We start from the raw sequence: 17,954 nt of genomic DNA, 5'->3' as shown, positions 1-17,954 counted from the left end.
GGCGCCTGAGGGCGAAACAGTCCCATCCTTCCAAATGTCGCCGCGCCGAGAACGCGGCTGAGGAAACGTGCATGAACTGGCTCGCGCGAGTCGTGAAATGGGCCCTGGCCACGAATTTCAAGCTGCAGGGCTGGAAGATCGAGGGCGCACCGCCCGAAACGCGGAAGTTCGTCGTGATCGCCGCGCCCCATACCAGCAATTGGGACTTCGTCTATTTCGTCGGCGCCGCCGACGCCCTGAACCTTGATCTCAGCTTCATCGGCAAGGCCTCGCTGTTCAAGCCGCCGTTCGACCAGATGATGCGGGATCTTGGCGGGATACCGCTTGATCGCGAGCGCTCCAAGGACATGGTCAAGGCGATGGTCGAGGAGTTCGGCCGCCGTGACACCTTCATGCTGACGATCGCGCCGGAGGGCACACGCGGCAAAGCCCGGCAGTGGAAAACCGGCTTCTATCACATCGCCATGGGCGCCGAGGTGCCGATGGTGCTGGGCATGATGGACTACAAGCGAAAGGTCGTGGGCCTTGGCCCCGCGATCTACCCGACCGGCGACTACGCCGCCGACATGCGGCGGATCGCCGGCTTCTACCAGAGCTGCACGCCCAAGTTCCCTGAGATGGCCACCGGGTTCGACGACCAGGACCTCACGACGGGCGCGTGAGCCGGAACGCTGGTTTATAAGGCGGGCGCCGTTCTGCGGGAGAATCGGATGCGCGCCTTGCTGACCACCTTGAAGCGCCTCGCGCAGCGTCCAATCAGGTCTACTCTCGGTCGACTAAGCCCAACCGCGCACGCTACCTCTGTCACCGCGCCGACCGACGGGCTCCAGGCCCCCCAGGAACTCTGGCACCTGGTCGGGGCCGCAGACGCCGACTTCGTGCGGGTCGGGCAGCAGTTCAAGGCGCTGTTCCTTGACGCGGGCCTGCAACCTCACCACGCCATCCTCGACGTCGGCTGCGGCATCGGACGCGCAGCCGCCCCTCTCGTCGACTATCTCGATGAGAACGGCCGCTACGCGGGCTTCGACGTCATGGCCGAAGCGATCGACTGGTGCCGCGCAAATATCGCCGTCGGAGACTCCAGGTTCGAGTTCCTCCACGCCGACATGCACAGCGACCGCTACAATCCGAGCGGAACCCAGCCGGCCAGCGCCTATGTCTTTCCCTACCCCAACGCCAGTTTTGACTATGTCTGGTTGGGTTCGGTGTTCACCCATCTGCTGGCGGCGGATCAGGCGCAGTTCGCGCGCGAGATCGCCAGGGTCCTGCGGCCGGGCGGCATCAGCATCGTCTCCTGGTATCTGATTGATGAGGAGGCGCGGGCCAACACCGGGTCCGGCCAGATCGCCTTCGACTTCGTCCATCCACTGGACGGTTGCTGGACGGCGACGCCCGACCTGCCCGAGGCCGTGATTGGCTACGATCTGGCGCACGTGCGAACGCAGTACGAGGAACTGGGCCTGGAGATCCTGAACCAAGCCCTCGGCGTCTGGCGGCGCGAACCGATGCAGGACCAGGACATCATCGTGGCGCGCAAGCGCTCCTGAAAGGCTTTATTAAGTTTTTGATTCTTCGGCGCTTTCCGATCGCCCCCACCCTAACCCCCTGAAATAACGCCGCTTTTCCCGTTAACGAAGCTCGGCTTGACTTTGACGCGGAACACCACGAGAACATTCGCAAGGTTTGCGGTTTGTTCCGCGCTCCACCTGAGGCCGACATGCTCACGCGCAAGCAGCACGAACTGCTGATGTTCATCCATGAACGGATCAAGGAAACCGGCGTCTCGCCGTCGTTCGACGAGATGAAGGAAGCCCTCGATCTGGCTTCCAAGTCCGGGATCCACCGCTTGATCACGGCCCTGGAGGAGCGTGGCTTCATTCGTCGTCTGGCGCATCGGGCGCGCGCGCTGGAGGTGGTGAAGCTCCCGCAGCAGGCTACGACCGCTGCGCCGCCCAAGGGGCGCGGCGCATTCCGCCCGCAGGTCTTTGAAGGCGGCGGGGCGCCGCTCCCGTCCAGCAGCACTGCCGTCCCGGCCAATGACAGCCGCGACCTTCCTATCCTGGGCAAGATCGCCGCGGGTACGCCAATCGACGCAATCCAGCACGAACGCGATCGTTTGCCGGTGCCAGAAACGATGCTCGGCGGCGGCGAGCACTATGTCCTTGAGGTCCAGGGAGACTCGATGATCGAGGCTGGGATCCTCGATGGTGACTATGTGATCATCAAGAAGGGCGACACCGCCACCTCGGGCGAGATCGTCGTCGCGCTGGTCGGCGAGGAAGCCACCCTAAAGCGCCTGCGCAAGAAGGGGGGCTCGATCGCTTTGGAGGCGGCTAATCCAAAGTACGAGACGCGCATCTTCGGTCCGGATCAGGTCGAGGTGCAGGGTAAGCTGGTGGGCCTGATCCGCCGTTATCACTAGACCCAGGCGCGCAGCGCTCCGGCGATTCAGGCCCTGATCCGACGAGGATCGGGGCCTTTCTCCTATTTGCGACTAGGGCGTAAGACGTCCGGCCTCCGCTAACCGTTGGGCTGCGGCGTCGAAGCCCGCCCAGGCCGCCGCCGCAAGCGCACCGCCGGTGCTGACCCGGCGCACGCCGAGCCCCGCAAGGCTCTCCACCGTCATGTCGTCGCCCCAGAGCAGAATATTTACAGGCTTGGGCGCGACCGCTTCGACGATCGCTCGAATCTCAGCCGGATCCGTAACGCCAGGCGCATAGAGGCAGTCCGCGCCAGCGCTGGCATAGGCCTTCAGCCGTTCGAGGGTCGCCCCAAGGTCACGGCGGCCACGCAGATAGCCTTCGGAGCGCCCCACCAGCATCACGTCGCGCCCGCTAGCGTCAATCGCCGCACGCGCCGCCTTGAGCCGCTCTACGGCGACGGAAAGTTCATAGAGCGCCACGCCCGACCAGTCCTCGATCGAGAGACCCGCGACACCCGCGTCTATGGCCAAAGTCACGCTCTCGGCGACCTTGGCTGGCGTATCTCCGAAGCCATTTTCGAAGTCCGCATTGACCGGTAGATCAGTGGCGGCGCAGAGCATCTTCAGGTGAGTGATCACCTCATCGCGCGTCACCGCTCCGTCGCTCTTGCCCAGCGCCCAAGCCATGCCTGCGCTGGTCGAGGCCAGGGCCTTGAAACCAAGGCCTTCCAGCCGCTTTGCGCTGCCGACATCCCACGGATTAGGCAGGATGAAGCAACCTTCCGCATGGAGGGCGCGAAATATGGCGCGCCGTGGGGCGTATGGATCTGACATAGTGGGGGCCTCCTGATAGAGCGCGGTCCGGCGCCCGATTCTAACCCGCCACGCACCAGAAGGCGTCAGTATCCGCTCCACGGTCGCTCGCCACGTAAGGGCTGCGCCCAGACAATGCGCCAACCGTCCGGCCGTCGGTAGAGTTCGGCTGAGCCTTGCCGTGCAAAGTCCTCGCCTGTCAGCAGCACGGTTTCGGCGCACAGCGGCGGCACGCGCGGCGGCGGCTTTCCGCGAACCACGACGATCTCGCTCCGAACGCATAGGCCGCTCAGCACCTCGGCGTCAGGCGTCTTGCGCGACCATGCCAGGGACAACCGCACAGGCGCGCCAAGTTTCGGTCCGCAAATCCATCGGTCGCAGCCGTAGAGACTCCAGGCTGTCGGCTCCAGACCCCGCCTCCGCGCCCAGAGCTCAGCGCCGAACCGCTTGGCGTCAGTCCGGAGCAGAACCGCCGCGTCACCCGATCGCACGGCGGCGGTCGCGCCGTCGGCGGCGACCCAGGCGTCGGGTGGTGATGGCCTGGGCCAAACGGCGACAGCCAAGGCGAGCGGCGCGCCGATCCAACGAAGACGCCCTTTCCAAAGGCAGAGGAGCATCAGCCCCAGGAACGCGAGCACGAGCACCTCTGGTGGTGCGCTGGCGACGACATGCTGCGCGCCGTGCGCTTGAGCGAACAGGTTCGCAACGCCGAGCATGGCGTCAACGCCCCAGCCGGCGATAGCCAGGAAGGGCGCGCTTAGTCCCAAGGGCTCCAGAAGAGCGCCGATAGCCAAAAACGGCATGATCACGAACGAGGACAATGGCGCCACGAGCAGGTTTGCTGGCAGACCCCACACCGCGACGCGGTTGAAATGCTGCATGGCGAACGGCGCGGTGGCCAAGCCCGCCACAAAGCTGGCCGCGACGCTGGCGGCCAACCAGGCGACGGCCGCCTGCGGCCCTTGGATCCACCAGGGTGTCGACAACTCCCGCACCGGCCGGGGCCAGGCCTCGGCTAGAGCCACGAGCGCGGCTGTCGCAGCGAAGGACATCTGAAAGCCCGGCTCGCCCGCCGTTTCGGGCTTGAGCAGAAGGATCAGCAGCGCCGCCAGCGCCAAGCCATGCAAGGTGATCGCGCGTCGATCAAAGAGGATCGCCAGGAAGGCTACGCTGGCTGTGATGGCCGCGCGTTCGGCGGGCGGTGGCGCACCGGATATGACCAGATAGCCCAGAACCGCGACCAGCCCGCCGACGGCGGCGATCTTCTTACCCGGCGCACGCAAGGCCAACCATGGCCAGGCAGCGACCCCGAGACGGAAAACGACAAAGACAAATCCGCCCACAATCGCCATGTGCAATCCGGAGATCGACAAGATGTGCGCAAGGCCGGAGGCGCGCATAGCGTCGGTCTGCGCCTCGGTGATCCAGGCTTCGTGGCCCGTCACCATGGCGGCGCCAATACCGCCGCTGGACGGCCCCATCCGGGCGAGGAGCCGCTGAGCCAGATTCCAACGGAGAGCGTTCACCGCCATGGCAAGGCGTAAGCGCAGCGGCGGCGGATCCAACTGAACGCTCTCGATCTCGCCAACGGTGAAACCGACGCCGCCAATCGAGTCGAACCACGCGTCCCGCGCGAAATCGTAAGCGCCGGGCGCGGCAGGCGGCGGAGGCGGTCCCAGCATCGCACGAAGGCGAATCGCTTCTCCGGGTTGCGGGACTGGATTCTCACCGATCGTCACGCGTATCCGGCGCGGCGTTTCTTCTGGCGACAATCCGGCGATCCTGACCGGAGCAATCAAGAGGCGCTGGCCGCCGGCGCCGGGGCTGACGACGTCCACGACGAACCCTTCGACACGCCGCACCAACCGTTCGCCGCTCATGACGGGTGCGGTGACACGCTCGCTACGGACCTTGGCGGCGAAGGCGCCCGCCGCGCCGAACGCCGCTAGACCCAACAACACCGCGATAATCGGCGGCGCATTCCAGCGGCGGGTCGCCCAGGCCGCAACACCAAGACTCGCCGCCATGACCCCCAGGACCCAGAGCGTCGGTTCGGCCCTCGCCTCCAGATACGCCGCCGCGCCCAAGCCGAAGGCCACGGGCGCCCACAGAAACCGGCGCTCAAGGTTATTCCCGACCTCGTCCGCGGCAGCACGCCCCATCCGCGCCCAACGCGCCGCACCGAATGCAGTCGCTGGCGCATTGGCCGGACGGTCAACGCCTAACACTCGGAAACCGCTGTATTTTTCGCGATCTTGCATCGCATTTCGCGTTGCGGAAAACCGCTAGGCCCGGCCATGAGCCGCGTGCTAAGACGCCTCGCCTGCGTCGCATCGCGGCGAACGTCTCCCAGCGCCGCCATGGCGCATTGTCCTGCAGCCTTGAAGTCCATGTCGAACCCCACACCCACCGGCGTCGTCACGCGCTTCGCCCCCTCGCCCACCGGTTTCCTGCATATCGGCGGCGCTCGTACGGCGCTGTTCAACTGGTTATATGCACGCCATACGGGAGGGAAGTTCCTAATTCGCGTTGAGGACACCGATCGCGAGCGTTCGACCGACGCCGCCGTCGCCGCGATCTTCGAGGGACTGGACTGGCTGGGCCTCAAGTCAGACGACGAGGTGATCTTCCAACACACCCGTGCCCCGCGTCACGTGGAGGTGGTGCATGAGCTGTTGGCCAAGGGCCGCGCCTATCGCTGCTGGATGACCGTCGAGGAACTGGAAGTCGCGCGCGAAAAGGCCCGCGCCGAAGGCCGTGCGATCCGCTCGCCTTGGCGCGACGCCGCCGAAGGCGACCTCAGCATGCCCCACGTGATCCGTTTCAAGGGCCCGCTGGACGGCGAGACCGTTGTCAACGACATGGTCAAGGGTCCCGTCACCTTCAAGAACATCGAGCTGGACGACCTCGTGCTGCTGCGTGCGGACGGCGCGCCGACCTACAACCTCGCGGTCGTGGTGGATGACCACGACATGGGCGTGACCCACGTGATCCGTGGCGACGACCATCTGAACAACGCCGCTCGCCAGACCCTGATCTATCAGGCCATGGACTGGCCTGTGCCGGCCTTCGCGCACATTCCGCTGATCCACGGGCCAGACGGCGCCAAGCTCTCCAAGCGCCATGGCGCTCAGGCCGTCGGCGAGTTCGCCGACCTTGGCTATATCCCCGAAGGCATGCGCAACTACCTGGCCCGCCTCGGCTGGGGTCACGGCGACGACGAGGTCTTCAACGACGAACAGGCGATCAGCTGGTTTGACGTCGCTGACGTCGTCAAAGCTCCCGCGCGTCTGGACTGGGCCAAGCTGAACCACATCAACGCCCAGCATCTGCGCAAGGCCGATGACGCCCGTTTGACTGCCCTGGCCCTGGCGGCGGCTGAGAAGCGGGGCGAGCCCCTGCCCGCCGATGCGGCCGACCGCATCGCGCGCACGGTTCCTGAGGTCAAGGAAGGCGCCAAAACGATCCTCGAACTGGTCGATCACTGCGCATTCGCGCTAAAGACCCGTCCATTGACGCTGGAAGAGAAAACCCAAAAACAGCTCACCGAGGAAACGGTCGAACGGCTGAAGCGTCTGCGCGACCAACTGGCCGCCGCCCCCGCCTTTGACGCCGCAACCCTGGAAACCGTGTTGAAATCATTCGCGGAATCGGAAGGTGTCGGCTTCGGGAAGTTTGGCCCGGCCCTGCGCGGGATCCTCACCAGCGGCGCCCCTGCCCCCGACTTGAACAAGACCATGGCGGCTCTCTCCCGCGATGAGGCGATTGGCCGTCTTGACGACGCGCTGGCGCCTCGCGCATGAGGCGCTATAACGCACCCGCGAAAAGCGAAAGTTGGACTGCCCGTCCCAATAATGAAGGGGTCTACGGATGACCGATAAAGCCACGCTGACGATCGGCGACAAGAGCTATGAGCTGCCGATCCTCAAGGGCAGCACGGGTCCGGACGTCATTGACGTCCGCAAGATCTACGGTGAGAGCGATCATTTCACGTTCGATCCGGGCTTCACCTCGACCGCCTCGTGCGAGAGCAAGATCACCTATATCGACGGCGACGCGGGCATCCTGCTGCACCGCGGTTACCCGATCGACCAGCTGGCCGAGAAGTCCTCGTTCCTTGAGGTCTGCTACCTACTGCTGAACGGCGAGCTGCCCAAGGCCGACGAGTTCGCCAAGTTCGAGCACAACATCACCTACCACACGATGTTGCACGCTCAGTTCGACCGCTTCTTCGAAGGCTTCCGTCGCGACGCCCACCCGATGGCGGTCATGACCGGCGCCGTCGGCGCCCTGTCGGCGTTCTATTCGGACAGCATCAATGTCGACGACGCGCGTGAGCGCGAGATCAGCGCCCATCGCCTGATCGCCAAGATGCCGACGATTGCCGCCCGCGCCTACAAGTACACGGTCGGCCAGCCGTTCGTGTCGCCGCGCAACGACCTGTCGTACTCGGAAAACTTCCTGCGCATGTGCTTCGCCGTGCCGGCCGAGGACTGGAAGCCGAATCCGGTGCTGACCCGCGCCATGGACCGGATCTTCATCCTCCACGCCGACCACGAGCAGAACGCCTCGACCTCGACCGTCCGTCTGGCCGGTTCGTCGGGCGCGCACCCGTTCGCCTGTATCGCCGCCGGCATCGCCTGCCTGTGGGGCCCGTCGCACGGCGGCGCCAATCAGGAAGCGCTGGAGATGCTGGAGACCATCGGTTCGGTCGACAACATCAAGGACTACGTCCAGGGCGTGAAGGACCGGAAGTACAAGCTGATGGGCTTTGGCCACCGCGTGTACAAGAACTTCGACCCGCGCGCGAAGGTCATGCAGAAGACCGCGCACGAGGTTCTGGCCGAACTGGGCCACAACAACGACCCGCTGCTGCAGGTCGCCCAGGAACTGGAGAAGGTCGCCCTGAACGACCCGTACTTCGTCGATCGCAAGCTGTACCCGAATATCGACTTCTATTCGGGCATCACCCTGCGCGCGATGGGCTTCCCGACCAACATGTTCACCGTGCTGTTCGCCCTGGCCCGCACCGTCGGCTGGATCAGCCAGTGGAAGGAAATGTTCGAGGACCCCACCCGCAAGATCGGTCGTCCGCGTCAGCTCTACACGGGCGCCACGCAGCGCGACTACGTCACGCTCGACAAGCGCTAAGCGCGAGCGTCTTGTGTTCACGGATCAGGCCCCGCTTTGGCGGGGCCTTTTTCGTTTCAGCGCTTGAGCAAGAAGCTCAGGACCTCGGCTACCGCTCGATAGAGCGCTTCGGGGATCTCCTCGTCGATTTCGATCGTCGAGAGCGCCTGGGCCAAGACAGGATCTTCCTCGATCGGGACCCCATGCTCTTTCGCCGTCTCGATGATCTTCTCACCAATCCAACCCTGGCCTGAGGCGATGACCTTGGGCGCATTCGGCTCCTCGTAGAGGAGAGCGACCGCGATCCGAGGTTTGGAGGACGGGCCGGAGATCCCGCTCATGAGGCTTGATCCACGAAGTGCCCCAACGGCCCGCCACCGGGCATCGGCGGCGCGCCTGAGTGCACTGCAACCTCCGGCGTCAGCTCCGCCTGGCGCAGCGCCGCGCCCAACGCCTCCTCGCCTGCTCGTAGTCTCGCAATGGTGTCTGATCGCTCCGCCCACAGCGAAACGCGGGCCCGTGAGCCAGCGAGAACCACCTGCGCATGCACCGGTCCTAGCGGCTCGACATCAATCGAAAAGCGCGCGCGATAGGTTTGCTCCAAAGTCGCCGCGCCGCCTCCCCCTGCGCCACCGCCATCGCGGCTGATCTCAAACTGTGCGACGGCGACGCCTTGCGGGGTGACGAACGGCAGGTCGAAATTCAGCTTCGCCGCGACCAGTCTAGCTTCTGCGGGCTCATGCTCGGGGACCAAGCCCTCGGGCAACGAAGCGATCTGCATCAAGTCCTGCCGCGCCAGAGCCGATTGCGTCCCCTTCAACAGGCGCCGCGCCACCGTTTCTGGCGTGCCCAATAGCGGCGGTCCTGGGTCCAGGGGCTTCTGCCCGGTCGTGGGTCCGCCGGCATAAGGTGGCGGCGGCGTCCGGGGTCGTTCTTCAGCCGCGCCGGCATAGCCGCGGGTGACGAGCGATCGAGGTTCCGCCAATGACGGACGCTGCGGCGCGTCTTCGCCGTCCTCCGGCTCGGCCTGCAACAGCGTCGGCAAGCTGCCCCCGCTGGGCGAAATCTTGCTCGGGGCGCGCTCTGCCGCCTTGTGCGGGATGGCGACAAACGCCCCAAACCGCGCAGCGAGTTCCGGGTCTGCGTCCTGGCTAGCAGGAATGGCGGCGGGGTTGATCGCAGGGCGCGCCGACGCAGCGTTGTTCGTATCCTCCGCAGTCATGGCCGCCGGAGCTTGAGCCTTGGCGAGCAAGGGCGCTTCAGCGGCGGCGGCGGCGGCGGCCGGGCGGCCTTGACTGGTCGGCGTGGCGGTCAGCGGGTTCGAGCGCGTGCTAGGGCTGTGCGCCAGCGTTTCTCGTACCGTTGGCCCTGGCGTGTCTGGCGCTTCGACGGTCGCGTTTTCACTTGCCAAAGAGACCGGCGGCCTGACGGCGTCGCCGGGGGGCTCGACCTTGGCCAGCCAGGCGGACAAGGCGCTACGAAACACCCAGAGCGCCGCCTTGAGGTCGCCTTCGGCGATGGGGCGGCGTGGTGCGCCGGCGCCCTGCGGCGAGACGGCCGCCCGGGCCAGGTGTGCTTCAAGCAGAACCCCAGATCGCTCGACCGCCTGACGAAGACCCGGTCCCGTCGTGATGTCGTGGATCGCCGGGGTCTTGGCTAGCAAAGCGCGCCCGGCGTCTCGGACGGCAGGTGGCGTGTCGGGTTCGTCAACAATGGCTCGGAGATCCGCCATGAGCGGCGCTAGGCCGGCTTGCCGCGGCACGGCCTCAGCTGTCGCCAACCGGACGACTCGCGCTGTGCGCGGATCCAAGGTCGGCTTTGGCGCTACAGGCCCCGTGGCGACCTGTGCAGGCGTGGATCGACCGTCGAGCGCAGCGGAATGACCAGCGTCCTTCGTCGCCGACTGTGAAGCCGTCGTTGCCTGTCCTAGAACCGATGCCGCGTTGCCTGCTGGCCCACCGGCAATTTCGGCGAGCTGGGCGGTCGCGCCAGCCAAGGCCTGCCGGGCTAGAGCCTGGGCGATCGCGCTGGACTCCACAGCGGTCCCAGCCGGAAAGGTTGGAATGATCGGAGAGACGGGCGCGGTCGGGTCTACAGCCACGACAACGACTCCACAGCGAGCGCTTCGTAGAGGTTAAGGCCGCGATCGTGAATCGGGGGTTAACTTTCGACGCCTCGCAAGGACCGGCCTATGCGGGGACTTCTGCGGGCGCGCGCAAGAAACTCAGCAACGCCTCGGCGGCGGCTTCAGACGGGTCGGGCATGCCACGCCCCATCTTGTCGAGCGCAAGGTACTGCTCCGCCACCTGCTTGCCGCGTAGAGCGGGGTCATCCAGCCTGATCGCGATCTCGCGCGCGAGACGCTCGCCCTGGCAGTCGTGTTGAATGAACTCCGGCGCCACCGCCTTGCCGGCTGCGATGTTGAATAGCGTGATCCACCGCGGCTTCATCAGCCGTTTGATGATGGCGTAGGTGACCGCGCCAGTCTTGTAACCCACCACAATCGGACGCCCAGCCAGGGCCAGTTCGGTGGTCACGGTGCCGCTGCACGCCAAGGCGACATCCCCTGCGAGGAAGGCGTCATCCTTGAGACCCTCGTCCTCGATCACATGTGCGCGGAACGGCCAACCGGCGACCCGAGCTTTCACCGCCTCGGCGACGGTGTAGGCGGCCGGAACCACAACCTGCAGCGCTGGCCGTTGCGCCTTCAGACGTCGAACCGCGTCCTCAAAGGCCGGCATCACGCGCTCGATCTCGGAGGGGCGGCTGCCCGGCAGGACCAGAAGTATCGGCTCGGAGGCTGACGCACCGATAGACGCGCGTAGGCGGGCGGGATCTGCGTGATCGAAACGCTTGGCGAGGGCGGAATTGCCGACAAAGACGTTCCGAAGGCCTGCGGCGTCAAAGTACGGCCTATCCATAGGCTGGATAGACAGCAACAGATCCACGGCCTTGGCGAGCGCATGGGCCCGGCTTTCGCGGTACGCCCAGACCTGGGGTGCGACATACTTCACGAGCGGCAGGTTTGGATCGAGCTTGCGCAGCGCATGCGCCAAGCGAATGTTGAAGCCCCAGCTATCGATCAGAACCGCCACGTCAGGCTTCTCGCGCGCGGCAAGGGCGATGGTGTCCTTCAACCGCGCCATCGCCCTTGGATAGGCCTTAAGGCTCTCCAGTATGCCAAGGATCGACAGTTGAGCGATATCGAAGGGGCTCTCGACGCCCTCCTCGGCCATCTTGGCCCCGCCGATACCGACAAAGGTCACACCATCTCCGAGGCGCGCACGCAGCGCCTTGGCGAGGCCCGCCCCAAGCGCGTCGCCGGACGCCTCGGCGGCGACGAGCATCACCTTGAGAGGCTTATCACCGTTCTTCGTCACGGCCGCTCCTGCGGGTCGACCCCCAGAATGAACAGGCCCACATCGTCTGCCGCCGCGATAACGGCCTCACGATCAACCACCAGCAACCGCCCAGTCTCGCCGACGATGCCCGCCAAGCCCGCCCGCGCGGCGCGGTGAACCGTTGCGACGCCGATGGTGGGCAGATCCACGCGCGTCTCCTGGATCGGCTTGGGCGCCTTAGCCAGAACACCCAGCCGGCGTTCGGCTCGTCCGCGGACCGCCTCGGGGAGGTCGGCCACGCGGCGGAGCATCGCGTCCGTTCCTTCCTGCGCCTCGACCGCAAGCACCAAGCCTTCGCAGACGACCGCGCCCTGCCCGATGTCCAGTCGCCCGATCTCGCGCGCGACGTGCAGCGCCTTGTCGATATCGGCCATGTGCTCGGGAGCCGGCGAGATCTTGCCAAGGCGGCCGCGCGGCAAGGTCATCTCGCCCATCACCTCATGGGCGCCCTCGATCTCGAAGCCTTCTTTCTCGAACTCGTCGAGCACGCGGCGGAGCAGCGCATCGTCGCCCTTTCGCGCGGCGACGATCAAACCTGGCAGAACCTTCAGCCCTCGTGCATCTGGCATCAGCGCGGAGAAATCAGGACGGCTGACGTTGCCCGCAAAGCAGACAACCTGACAGCCCTGATCTCGTAACGCCTTGAAGATCTTGCCGAACTCGCCCAGCCCCACCTCTGCGCCTGGGTGGCGCGCCAACGAGGCGTCCGCGAACGTGCGCAAACGCATAACGGCGAAGGCCCGTCCAGCGGCCTCGCAGTGGGACGCCAGTTCGACGGGAAGCGACCCGCCGCCAGCGATCAGGCCCAACTTGCGCATCGTGAAAACCTAGACTTCCCGCTCCGGAAGGCAGAGCGGGCGATTGGCGTCGGCGCGGATGAAATCGACGATCTCCATCACTTCGGTGTTGCCAGCGTGGATCTCGACAACGTCGTCGAGGCGCTCCTGGAAGGTGCCCTCGTCCGCGAACATGAGGCGGTAGGCCGCTCGCAGCGCATTGATGGTCTCGCGCGGGAAACCACGACGCTTGAGGCCCACGAGGTTCAGGCCCTCGAGGTGCGCGTGATTGCCCCATACTGAACCATACGGAATGACATCCTTGGTCACTGCGGCGAGACCGCCGATGAAGCTGTAACGGCCAATGCGGGAGAATTGGTGCGCGGCGGCTAAGCCGCCCATGAACACGTAGTCGCCGATCGTGACGTGGCCGCCCAGCGTCGCTCCCTTCGCCAGCACGACGAAGTCACCGACCGCGCAGTCGTGCGCGACGTGCGAGCCGACCATGTAGAGACCATCTGATCCGATCGTGGTCATGCCCTTACCGGAGGCGGTGCCGGTGTGCATGGTCACGTGCTCGCGGATGATGTTGCGCGGGCCGATAATCAGTTCGGTGCGCTCACCCTTGTGGCCCAGGTGCTGCGGGGGCCCGCCGAGGTTAGCGAACGGATGCACGACGCAGCCTTCGCCGATCGTCGTCGCGCCCTCCACCACCACGTGCGAGAGCAGGCGCACGCCAGCCGCCAGCGTCACATCCGGGCCCACGATGCTGTAGGGCCCGACCTCGACGTCCGGCGCGAGCTTGGCTTCGGGTGCAATGATGGCGGTGGGGTGAATGGTCATGCTTTGGGGCCCGTCTCGACGACCATGGCGGCGAACTCAGCCTCGGCGGCGACCTTGTCGCCGACCTTGGCCACGCCTTTGAACTTGAAGATCGAGGACCGCGCGCGCACGACCTCGACTTCCATGCGGATCACGTCGCCCGGACGGACCGGGTTGCGGAAACGCGCGTTGTCGACCGACATGAAGAAGATGGTCTTACCCTCGGTGTCGACTTCTAGCGACTTGCTCATCAGCACCGCGCCGGTCTGAGCCAGAGCCTCGATGATCAGCACGCCAGGCATGACCGGGTTGCCCGGGAAGTGACCCTGGAAAAATGGTTCATTGATCGTCACGCACTTGATGCCGACGATCGACTGATGGGGCTTGTAGTCTTCGGCCCGGTCGACCAGCAGGAACGGATAGCGGTGCGGGATACGCGCCAGGATTTCCGCGATGTCGATATCGGTCTGCACCGTTTGCTCGGCGTTCTCGCTCATGGTCTGCCCCTCGTGCCTCGACCGCCCGCCATGCGCGACAGCCATGCGGTCTCCCTGAGCCACCGCTTCAGCGGCCGCGCGGGGAATCCCGTCCAAGTTTCACCGTCCGGCACGTCCTTGAACACCGAGGCGGCGGCCCCGATGCTCGCGCCCGAGCCAATGTTCAAATGATCGGCCACCCCGGCCTTGCCGCCGAAGGCGACGCCGTCGCCGACGACTGTGCTGCCCGAAACGCCGGTATAGGCCGCAAGTACGCAATTACGCCCGATACGGACGTTGTGCGCGACATGAACCAGATTGTCGATCTTGGTGTTCTCGCCGATGGTCGTATCGTCGAAGGCGCCGCGATCAACGCAGCTATTGGCGCCCAGCGTCACGTTGTCCTGAAAAACGACACGTCCGAGTTGCGGAAGATCCACCATGCCACGGGGGCCAAGCGCGGCGCCAAAACCCGCCTCGCCAACGACAGCGCCGGCGGAGATCGATACGCCGTCGCCCAGCAGCGCGAACCCGATGACCGCGTTGGCGCCGATGCGGCAATCGCGGCCGATCAGCACGCCGGGCCCGATCACCGCGCCGGGGCCGATACGCGTTCCTCGGCCAATCCGGGCGCCCTGCCCGATCGTCACGTTCGGCGATAGCTCTACGCCAGTCTCGAGCGTTGCGTCGGGATGAACGGCAGCCGCCCCAGCTTGGTGGCGGCGCGGCGCGTACAGACGGTTGGCGGCGACGGCCCAGGCGGCCTGTGGCCGAGCAGTGACCAACGCAGCGCACGTCGCGGGCAGGAGATCCTTGTGCTCGGCCCGCACGAAACACGCCCCGGCCCGCGTAGCCGAAGCCGCATCCTTCCGCTTGATGTCGGAGAAGAAGGTGACCGCTTGCCCGTCCGCAGCGTCCAGCGGGGCGACGTGGGCGATCTGCCTATCGGCCAGGGAGACATCCGCCAGTTCGGCGGCGCTCGCCTGGGCCAATTCGGAAAGCAGCGCCGGACCCAGGTTATCGAAAAAACGCGGGTCCGGCATGGTTCCTCACGACGAAAAGGTCCCCCTACGTAACCACGTGGGGGACGATTCGCTTACCTGTTCGTCGGTTGCAGCGCCGCAGCGCCCGGAACTTGCTGGTCCAGACGCTCACGATCGAAGGTCAGCGTCTTGATGCGCGCATCCAGGGCGGCAACGACCGCGTCGGTGATGTCCATGGCCGGGTTGGCCAGCATCACGGACTCGCGGTCCAGCAGGATGCTGCACTTCTGGGCCTGATAGACCTGCTGGATCGGGGTGTTCAGCTCAGAATAGACGCGCGAGAGGGCCTTCTGTTCGGTCGCCTCGACTTCCTTCTGACGAAGCTGGCCTTTGCGCTGCCAGGCGTTGGCCTTGGCTTGCAGGGTCGCGGCTTGCTGCTCGAGAGCGTCTTGAGCGATGGTCGCCTTCTTGGCGTCCAGAGCCTTGGCTTCATTGTCGAGCGCGGTGCGCTCGCCGGTCAGCTCGGCGTTCACCTGCTGGATGATGGTCTTCAGGCGCGCATCGACGGCCTTGCCGACCTGCGAGCTGCCCACGGCGCGAGGGCTCGAGAAGATGCACACGCCCGGCAGGGCCGGGCCGTGCGTGACGGCAGGCGCGGCCGGCGGGGCGGCCGGAGCCGTCTGGGCCGCGGCGCTGGTCGCGATGGCGAGAGCGACAACGCTGGACGCGGCCGCGGACAGGAACTTGGACATGTCTATTGGAACCTTGTGGAGGTGGAGAACCGGAACGTTTCGGTTCGGTCGTAGCTTTCCTTGGACAGAATGCGGCTGAAGTCGAAGCGAATGGGGCCCATGGGGGACTTCCAGTCGATCGAGATACCCGCCGAGGCACGCAGGCCAAGGTTATCCCGGATGTTCGGATCGAAGACGCCAGGCGACTTCTGACGATCCACGTCATCCAATAGACCGGCCGTACCCACATCGCTAAACAGGGCGGCCTTGATGCCATACTGCTCAGGGAGGAACGTCGGCACGGTCAGCTCGAAGGTGCTGATGGCGTAGAGCTTCGCGCCCATCGAATTGTAGGAGCTCGAGATGTCGCGCGGACCGATACCGGCGATCTCGAAGCCGCGGAACGAGGTGCCGCCGCGATAGAAGCGGTCGTTGATGCGAACATTGTCGCCGCCCCAGCCCTCAATGTAACCGACCGAGCCGGTGGCGCTGAACACCAGATCCTTGGTGAAGCCCCAGTACCAGCCCGCGTCAGCCTCGGTCTTGAGGTACTTCACGTCGCCGCCGACGCCGGCCAGGTCCTGGTTCAGGTCGGCGAACCAGCCCCGGGTCGGGTTGATCGGGTCATTCCGTTTGTCGATGCGCAGGCCGTAGCCGATCAGCGAGGTGATGTAGGCGCCCCGCTGCAGGCAGAGGATCTGCGAGACAGAGCCGCTGGTGCAGAGGCTGTCAGCGACGCTCACCTCGTCCTGACGCACGGTGTAGCGCAGGCTCATCGACGAGTCGTTGGTCAACGGGAAGCCGAACCGGACGTCGCCGCCGATCGACTTGGTGTCGTAGGCCGCGTACTCCGACAGGTCGTAGCGGAAGGTGTAGAGGTTCACGCCCGCGACCAGGTTGCGGCCAAGGAAGCGCGGTTCGCTGAAGCCGAAGTCGATCTGCTGGCGCAGCGAACCCACGGACGCCCGGGCCCGCAGGTTCTGGCCGCGGCCGCGGAAGTTGCGCTCAGTGATGCCAACGTCGAGCACCAGCTTGTCGATCGAGCTGTAGCCCGCGCTGAACGACAATTCGCCGGTGGGCTGCTCCTCGACCTTGACCCGGAGGCTGGTGCGGTCGGGCGCGGAACCGGGCGCGTCCTCGATCTCGACTTCCTTGAAGAAGCCCAGGCGCCGCATGTTGTTCTTGGAGCGGTCGACCAGGACACGATTGTAGGCGTCGCCCTCGGCGACCTCCAGTTCGCGGCGCAGGACATAGTCGAGCGTACGGGTGTTGCCGACGATGTCGATGCGATCGACATAGACGCGCGGCCCTTCACGAACCTGGAACACGACGTCGACGGTCTTGGTCTCGCGGTTCGGCACATAGCGCGGGCGCACGTCGACGAAGGCGAAACCGGCCGCGCCGGCCGCGAACGTCAGCGCGTCCGTAGCCTGCTCGATCCGCTCATCTTCATAAAGCTGACCGGCGCGAACGGGCAGGATTTGGGCCAGCAGGTTGCCGTCCAGCTTTTTCAGTTCGGTTTCGACCGTGATCTTGCCAAACTTGTACTTGGGCCCTTCCTCAAGCGTGTAGGTGACCGCAAAGCCGTTCTTGTCCGGCGCAAGCTCGGCGACGGACGAAACCACACGGAAATCAAAGTAGCCACGATTGCGATAGTGCTTGCGCAGCTGCTCGCGGTCGTACTCGATCCGGTCGGGGTCGTAGTTATCATTGCTGGTCAGGATCTTGTACCAGCGGCTTTCCTTGGTGACGATGACGTCGCGGAGGTCGTTGTCCGAGAACTCGGCGTTACCCAGGAAGTTGATGCCAAGCACGCCGCTCTTGGCGCCTTCGCTGATCTCGAACACGAGGTCGACGCGCTTTTGCGGCAGCTCGACCACCTTAGGGGTAACCGTCGCAGAGATACGGCCGGAACGGCGATAGAGCTCGATGATGCGCTGGACGTCGGCCTGGACCTTGGCGCGGGTGAAGATGCCGCGCGGACGGATCTGCACCTCGTCCTTCAGCTTGTCTTCCTTCAGGGACGAATTCCCCTCGAAGACCACCTGATTGATGATCGGGTTCTCAACGACCTTCACGACAAGATCGCCGCCCACCATATCGATCTTCACATCCGCGAAGAGGTCGGTGCGGGCCAGTGTCTTAAGCGCCAGGTCGAGCCGCTGGGAGTCGACCGTATCGCCCGGTTGGATCGGCAGATAGGACAGCACGGTGCCTTGCTCGATCCGCTCGTTGCCCTGCACCAGAATGCGCTGGACCACGCCCGTCTGGGCCGCCTGAGCGAAGGCCTGCTGCGGCGCCACCAGGGCCGTGGAGCCGAGGAGCAGCGCCATACCCGTGGCGAACGCGGCGCTTTGGGCGCGAAGTTTGTTCATGTGACCAATCATGGACGGAGGACGG

The 17,954-nt window shown here is 65.4% G+C and carries 17 protein-coding genes; 5 read left to right on the top strand and 12 right to left on the bottom strand.

The genetic code is table 11. From position 1 onward, the window contains the following. Positions 1–71 precede the first annotated feature (71 nt). From ACT53N_RS01005 to lexA, 3 genes are all read left to right on the top strand, one after another. Positions 72–662: a lysophospholipid acyltransferase family protein gene (locus ACT53N_RS01005; RefSeq protein WP_476062141.1), complete on the top strand. Its 591-nt coding sequence runs from the start codon at positions 72–74 to the stop codon at positions 660–662. Between the two features lie 48 nt (positions 663–710). Beyond that, the gene (locus ACT53N_RS01000) at positions 711–1,547 is read left to right on the top strand and encodes a class I SAM-dependent methyltransferase (protein WP_476062140.1); all 837 of its coding nucleotides are present in this window, start codon (positions 711–713) and stop codon (positions 1,545–1,547) included. Positions 1,548–1,717: 170 nt separating this feature from the next. After that, positions 1,718–2,422, top strand: coding sequence for a transcriptional repressor LexA (lexA, locus tag ACT53N_RS00995; RefSeq protein WP_476062139.1), 705 nt, complete (start codon positions 1,718–1,720; stop codon positions 2,420–2,422). A 72-nt stretch (positions 2,423–2,494) separates the two neighbouring features. Here lexA and ACT53N_RS00990 read toward each other — a convergent pair whose 3' ends face one another. The 3 genes from ACT53N_RS00990 to ACT53N_RS00980 all read right to left on the bottom strand — a co-directional run bounded on the left by ACT53N_RS00990 (position 2,495) and on the right by ACT53N_RS00980 (position 5,627). After that, positions 2,495–3,256 (bottom strand): isocitrate lyase/PEP mutase family protein, encoded by a 762-nt coding sequence (locus ACT53N_RS00990; RefSeq protein ID WP_476062138.1) that lies wholly within the window; start codon positions 3,254–3,256, stop codon positions 2,495–2,497. A gap of 65 nt (positions 3,257–3,321) precedes the next feature. Further along, complete coding sequence (locus tag ACT53N_RS00985; protein ID WP_476062137.1) at positions 3,322–5,496, bottom strand: ComEC/Rec2 family competence protein; 2,175 nt, start codon at positions 5,494–5,496, stop codon at positions 3,322–3,324. After that, on the bottom strand, positions 5,457–5,627 hold the full coding sequence (locus ACT53N_RS00980) for a hypothetical protein (RefSeq protein WP_476062136.1): 171 nt from the start codon (positions 5,625–5,627) through the stop codon (positions 5,457–5,459). The genes ACT53N_RS00985 and ACT53N_RS00980 overlap by 40 nt, the downstream gene beginning before the upstream one ends. Here ACT53N_RS00980 and gltX point away from each other — a divergent pair. Together gltX and gltA are read left to right on the top strand one after the other, a co-directional pair. Next, positions 5,626–7,038, top strand: a complete 1,413-nt coding sequence (gltX, locus tag ACT53N_RS00975; RefSeq protein WP_476062135.1) for a glutamate--tRNA ligase — start codon at positions 5,626–5,628, stop codon at positions 7,036–7,038. The genes ACT53N_RS00980 and gltX overlap by 2 nt on opposite strands. A gap of 67 nt (positions 7,039–7,105) precedes the next feature. Beyond that, entirely contained in the window at positions 7,106–8,386 is a 1,281-nt protein-coding gene (gene gltA, locus ACT53N_RS00970) for a citrate synthase (RefSeq protein ID WP_268067711.1), read from the top strand. Between the two features lie 56 nt (positions 8,387–8,442). Here the strand turns inward: gltA and ACT53N_RS00965 are convergent, their stop codons facing one another. The 9 genes from ACT53N_RS00965 to bamA all read right to left on the bottom strand — a co-directional run bounded on the left by ACT53N_RS00965 (position 8,443) and on the right by bamA (position 17,941). Continuing rightward, positions 8,443–8,706, bottom strand: a complete 264-nt coding sequence (locus ACT53N_RS00965) for an EscU/YscU/HrcU family type III secretion system export apparatus switch protein (protein ID WP_476062134.1) — start codon at positions 8,704–8,706, stop codon at positions 8,443–8,445. After that, positions 8,703–10,097: a flagellar hook-length control protein FliK gene (gene fliK, locus ACT53N_RS00960; RefSeq protein WP_476062133.1), complete on the bottom strand. Its 1,395-nt coding sequence runs from the start codon at positions 10,095–10,097 to the stop codon at positions 8,703–8,705. The genes ACT53N_RS00965 and fliK overlap by 4 nt, the downstream gene beginning before the upstream one ends. A gap of 457 nt (positions 10,098–10,554) precedes the next feature. After that, positions 10,555–11,745, bottom strand: coding sequence for a lipid-A-disaccharide synthase (lpxB, locus tag ACT53N_RS00955; protein WP_476062132.1), 1,191 nt, complete (start codon positions 11,743–11,745; stop codon positions 10,555–10,557). Continuing rightward, entirely contained in the window at positions 11,742–12,584 is an 843-nt protein-coding gene (gene lpxI / locus ACT53N_RS00950; protein ID WP_476062131.1) for a UDP-2,3-diacylglucosamine diphosphatase, read from the bottom strand. Before lpxI ends, lpxB begins: the two co-directional genes overlap by 4 nt. Before the next feature lie 9 nt (positions 12,585–12,593). Further along, complete coding sequence (gene lpxA, locus ACT53N_RS00945; protein ID WP_476062130.1) at positions 12,594–13,385, bottom strand: acyl-ACP--UDP-N-acetylglucosamine O-acyltransferase; 792 nt, start codon at positions 13,383–13,385, stop codon at positions 12,594–12,596. Beyond that, positions 13,382–13,861, bottom strand: a complete 480-nt coding sequence (gene fabZ, locus ACT53N_RS00940; RefSeq protein ID WP_476062129.1) for a 3-hydroxyacyl-ACP dehydratase FabZ — start codon at positions 13,859–13,861, stop codon at positions 13,382–13,384. The genes lpxA and fabZ overlap by 4 nt, the downstream gene beginning before the upstream one ends. Further along, positions 13,858–14,883, bottom strand: coding sequence for a UDP-3-O-(3-hydroxymyristoyl)glucosamine N-acyltransferase (lpxD, locus tag ACT53N_RS00935; protein WP_476062128.1), 1,026 nt, complete (start codon positions 14,881–14,883; stop codon positions 13,858–13,860). The genes fabZ and lpxD overlap by 4 nt, the downstream gene beginning before the upstream one ends. 53 nt (positions 14,884–14,936) lie before the next feature. Beyond that, on the bottom strand, positions 14,937–15,575 hold the full coding sequence (locus tag ACT53N_RS00930; RefSeq protein ID WP_476062127.1) for an OmpH family outer membrane protein: 639 nt from the start codon (positions 15,573–15,575) through the stop codon (positions 14,937–14,939). A gap of 2 nt (positions 15,576–15,577) precedes the next feature. Next, on the bottom strand, positions 15,578–17,941 hold the full coding sequence (gene bamA, locus ACT53N_RS00925) for an outer membrane protein assembly factor BamA (protein ID WP_476062655.1): 2,364 nt from the start codon (positions 17,939–17,941) through the stop codon (positions 15,578–15,580). Positions 17,942–17,954: the final 13 nt, after the last annotated feature.

This window comes from Caulobacter sp. DMC95 (assembly GCF_056313785.1).
Note: the sequence above shows the minus strand (reverse complement) of the source record. Positions and strands in the feature narration are given on the sequence as shown.

Coding starts and splice junctions, on each gene's coding strand:
- ACT53N_RS01005 (WP_476062141.1), top strand. CDS start 72: ATGAACTGGCTCGCGCGAGTCGTGAAATGGGCCCTGGCCACGAATTTC.
- ACT53N_RS01000 (WP_476062140.1), top strand. CDS start 711: ATGCGCGCCTTGCTGACCACCTTGAAGCGCCTCGCGCAGCGTCCAATC.
- lexA (WP_476062139.1), top strand. CDS start 1,718: ATGCTCACGCGCAAGCAGCACGAACTGCTGATGTTCATCCATGAACGG.
- ACT53N_RS00990 (WP_476062138.1), bottom strand. CDS start 3,256: ATGTCAGATCCATACGCCCCACGGCGCGCCATATTTCGCGCCCTCCAT.
- ACT53N_RS00985 (WP_476062137.1), bottom strand. CDS start 5,496: ATGCAAGATCGCGAAAAATACAGCGGTTTCCGAGTGTTAGGCGTTGAC.
- gltX (WP_476062135.1), top strand. CDS start 5,626: ATGTCGAACCCCACACCCACCGGCGTCGTCACGCGCTTCGCCCCCTCG.
- ACT53N_RS00980 (WP_476062136.1), bottom strand. CDS start 5,627: ATGGACTTCAAGGCTGCAGGACAATGCGCCATGGCGGCGCTGGGAGAC.
- gltA (WP_268067711.1), top strand. CDS start 7,106: ATGACCGATAAAGCCACGCTGACGATCGGCGACAAGAGCTATGAGCTG.
- ACT53N_RS00965 (WP_476062134.1), bottom strand. CDS start 8,706: ATGAGCGGGATCTCCGGCCCGTCCTCCAAACCTCGGATCGCGGTCGCT.
- fliK (WP_476062133.1), bottom strand. CDS start 10,097: ATGGCGGATCTCCGAGCCATTGTTGACGAACCCGACACGCCACCTGCC.
- lpxI (WP_476062131.1), bottom strand. CDS start 12,584: ATGCGCAAGTTGGGCCTGATCGCTGGCGGCGGGTCGCTTCCCGTCGAA.
- lpxA (WP_476062130.1), bottom strand. CDS start 13,385: ATGACCATTCACCCCACCGCCATCATTGCACCCGAAGCCAAGCTCGCG.
- fabZ (WP_476062129.1), bottom strand. CDS start 13,861: ATGAGCGAGAACGCCGAGCAAACGGTGCAGACCGATATCGACATCGCG.
- lpxD (WP_476062128.1), bottom strand. CDS start 14,883: ATGCCGGACCCGCGTTTTTTCGATAACCTGGGTCCGGCGCTGCTTTCC.
- ACT53N_RS00930 (WP_476062127.1), bottom strand. CDS start 15,575: ATGTCCAAGTTCCTGTCCGCGGCCGCGTCCAGCGTTGTCGCTCTCGCC.
- bamA (WP_476062655.1), bottom strand. CDS start 17,941: ATGATTGGTCACATGAACAAACTTCGCGCCCAAAGCGCCGCGTTCGCC.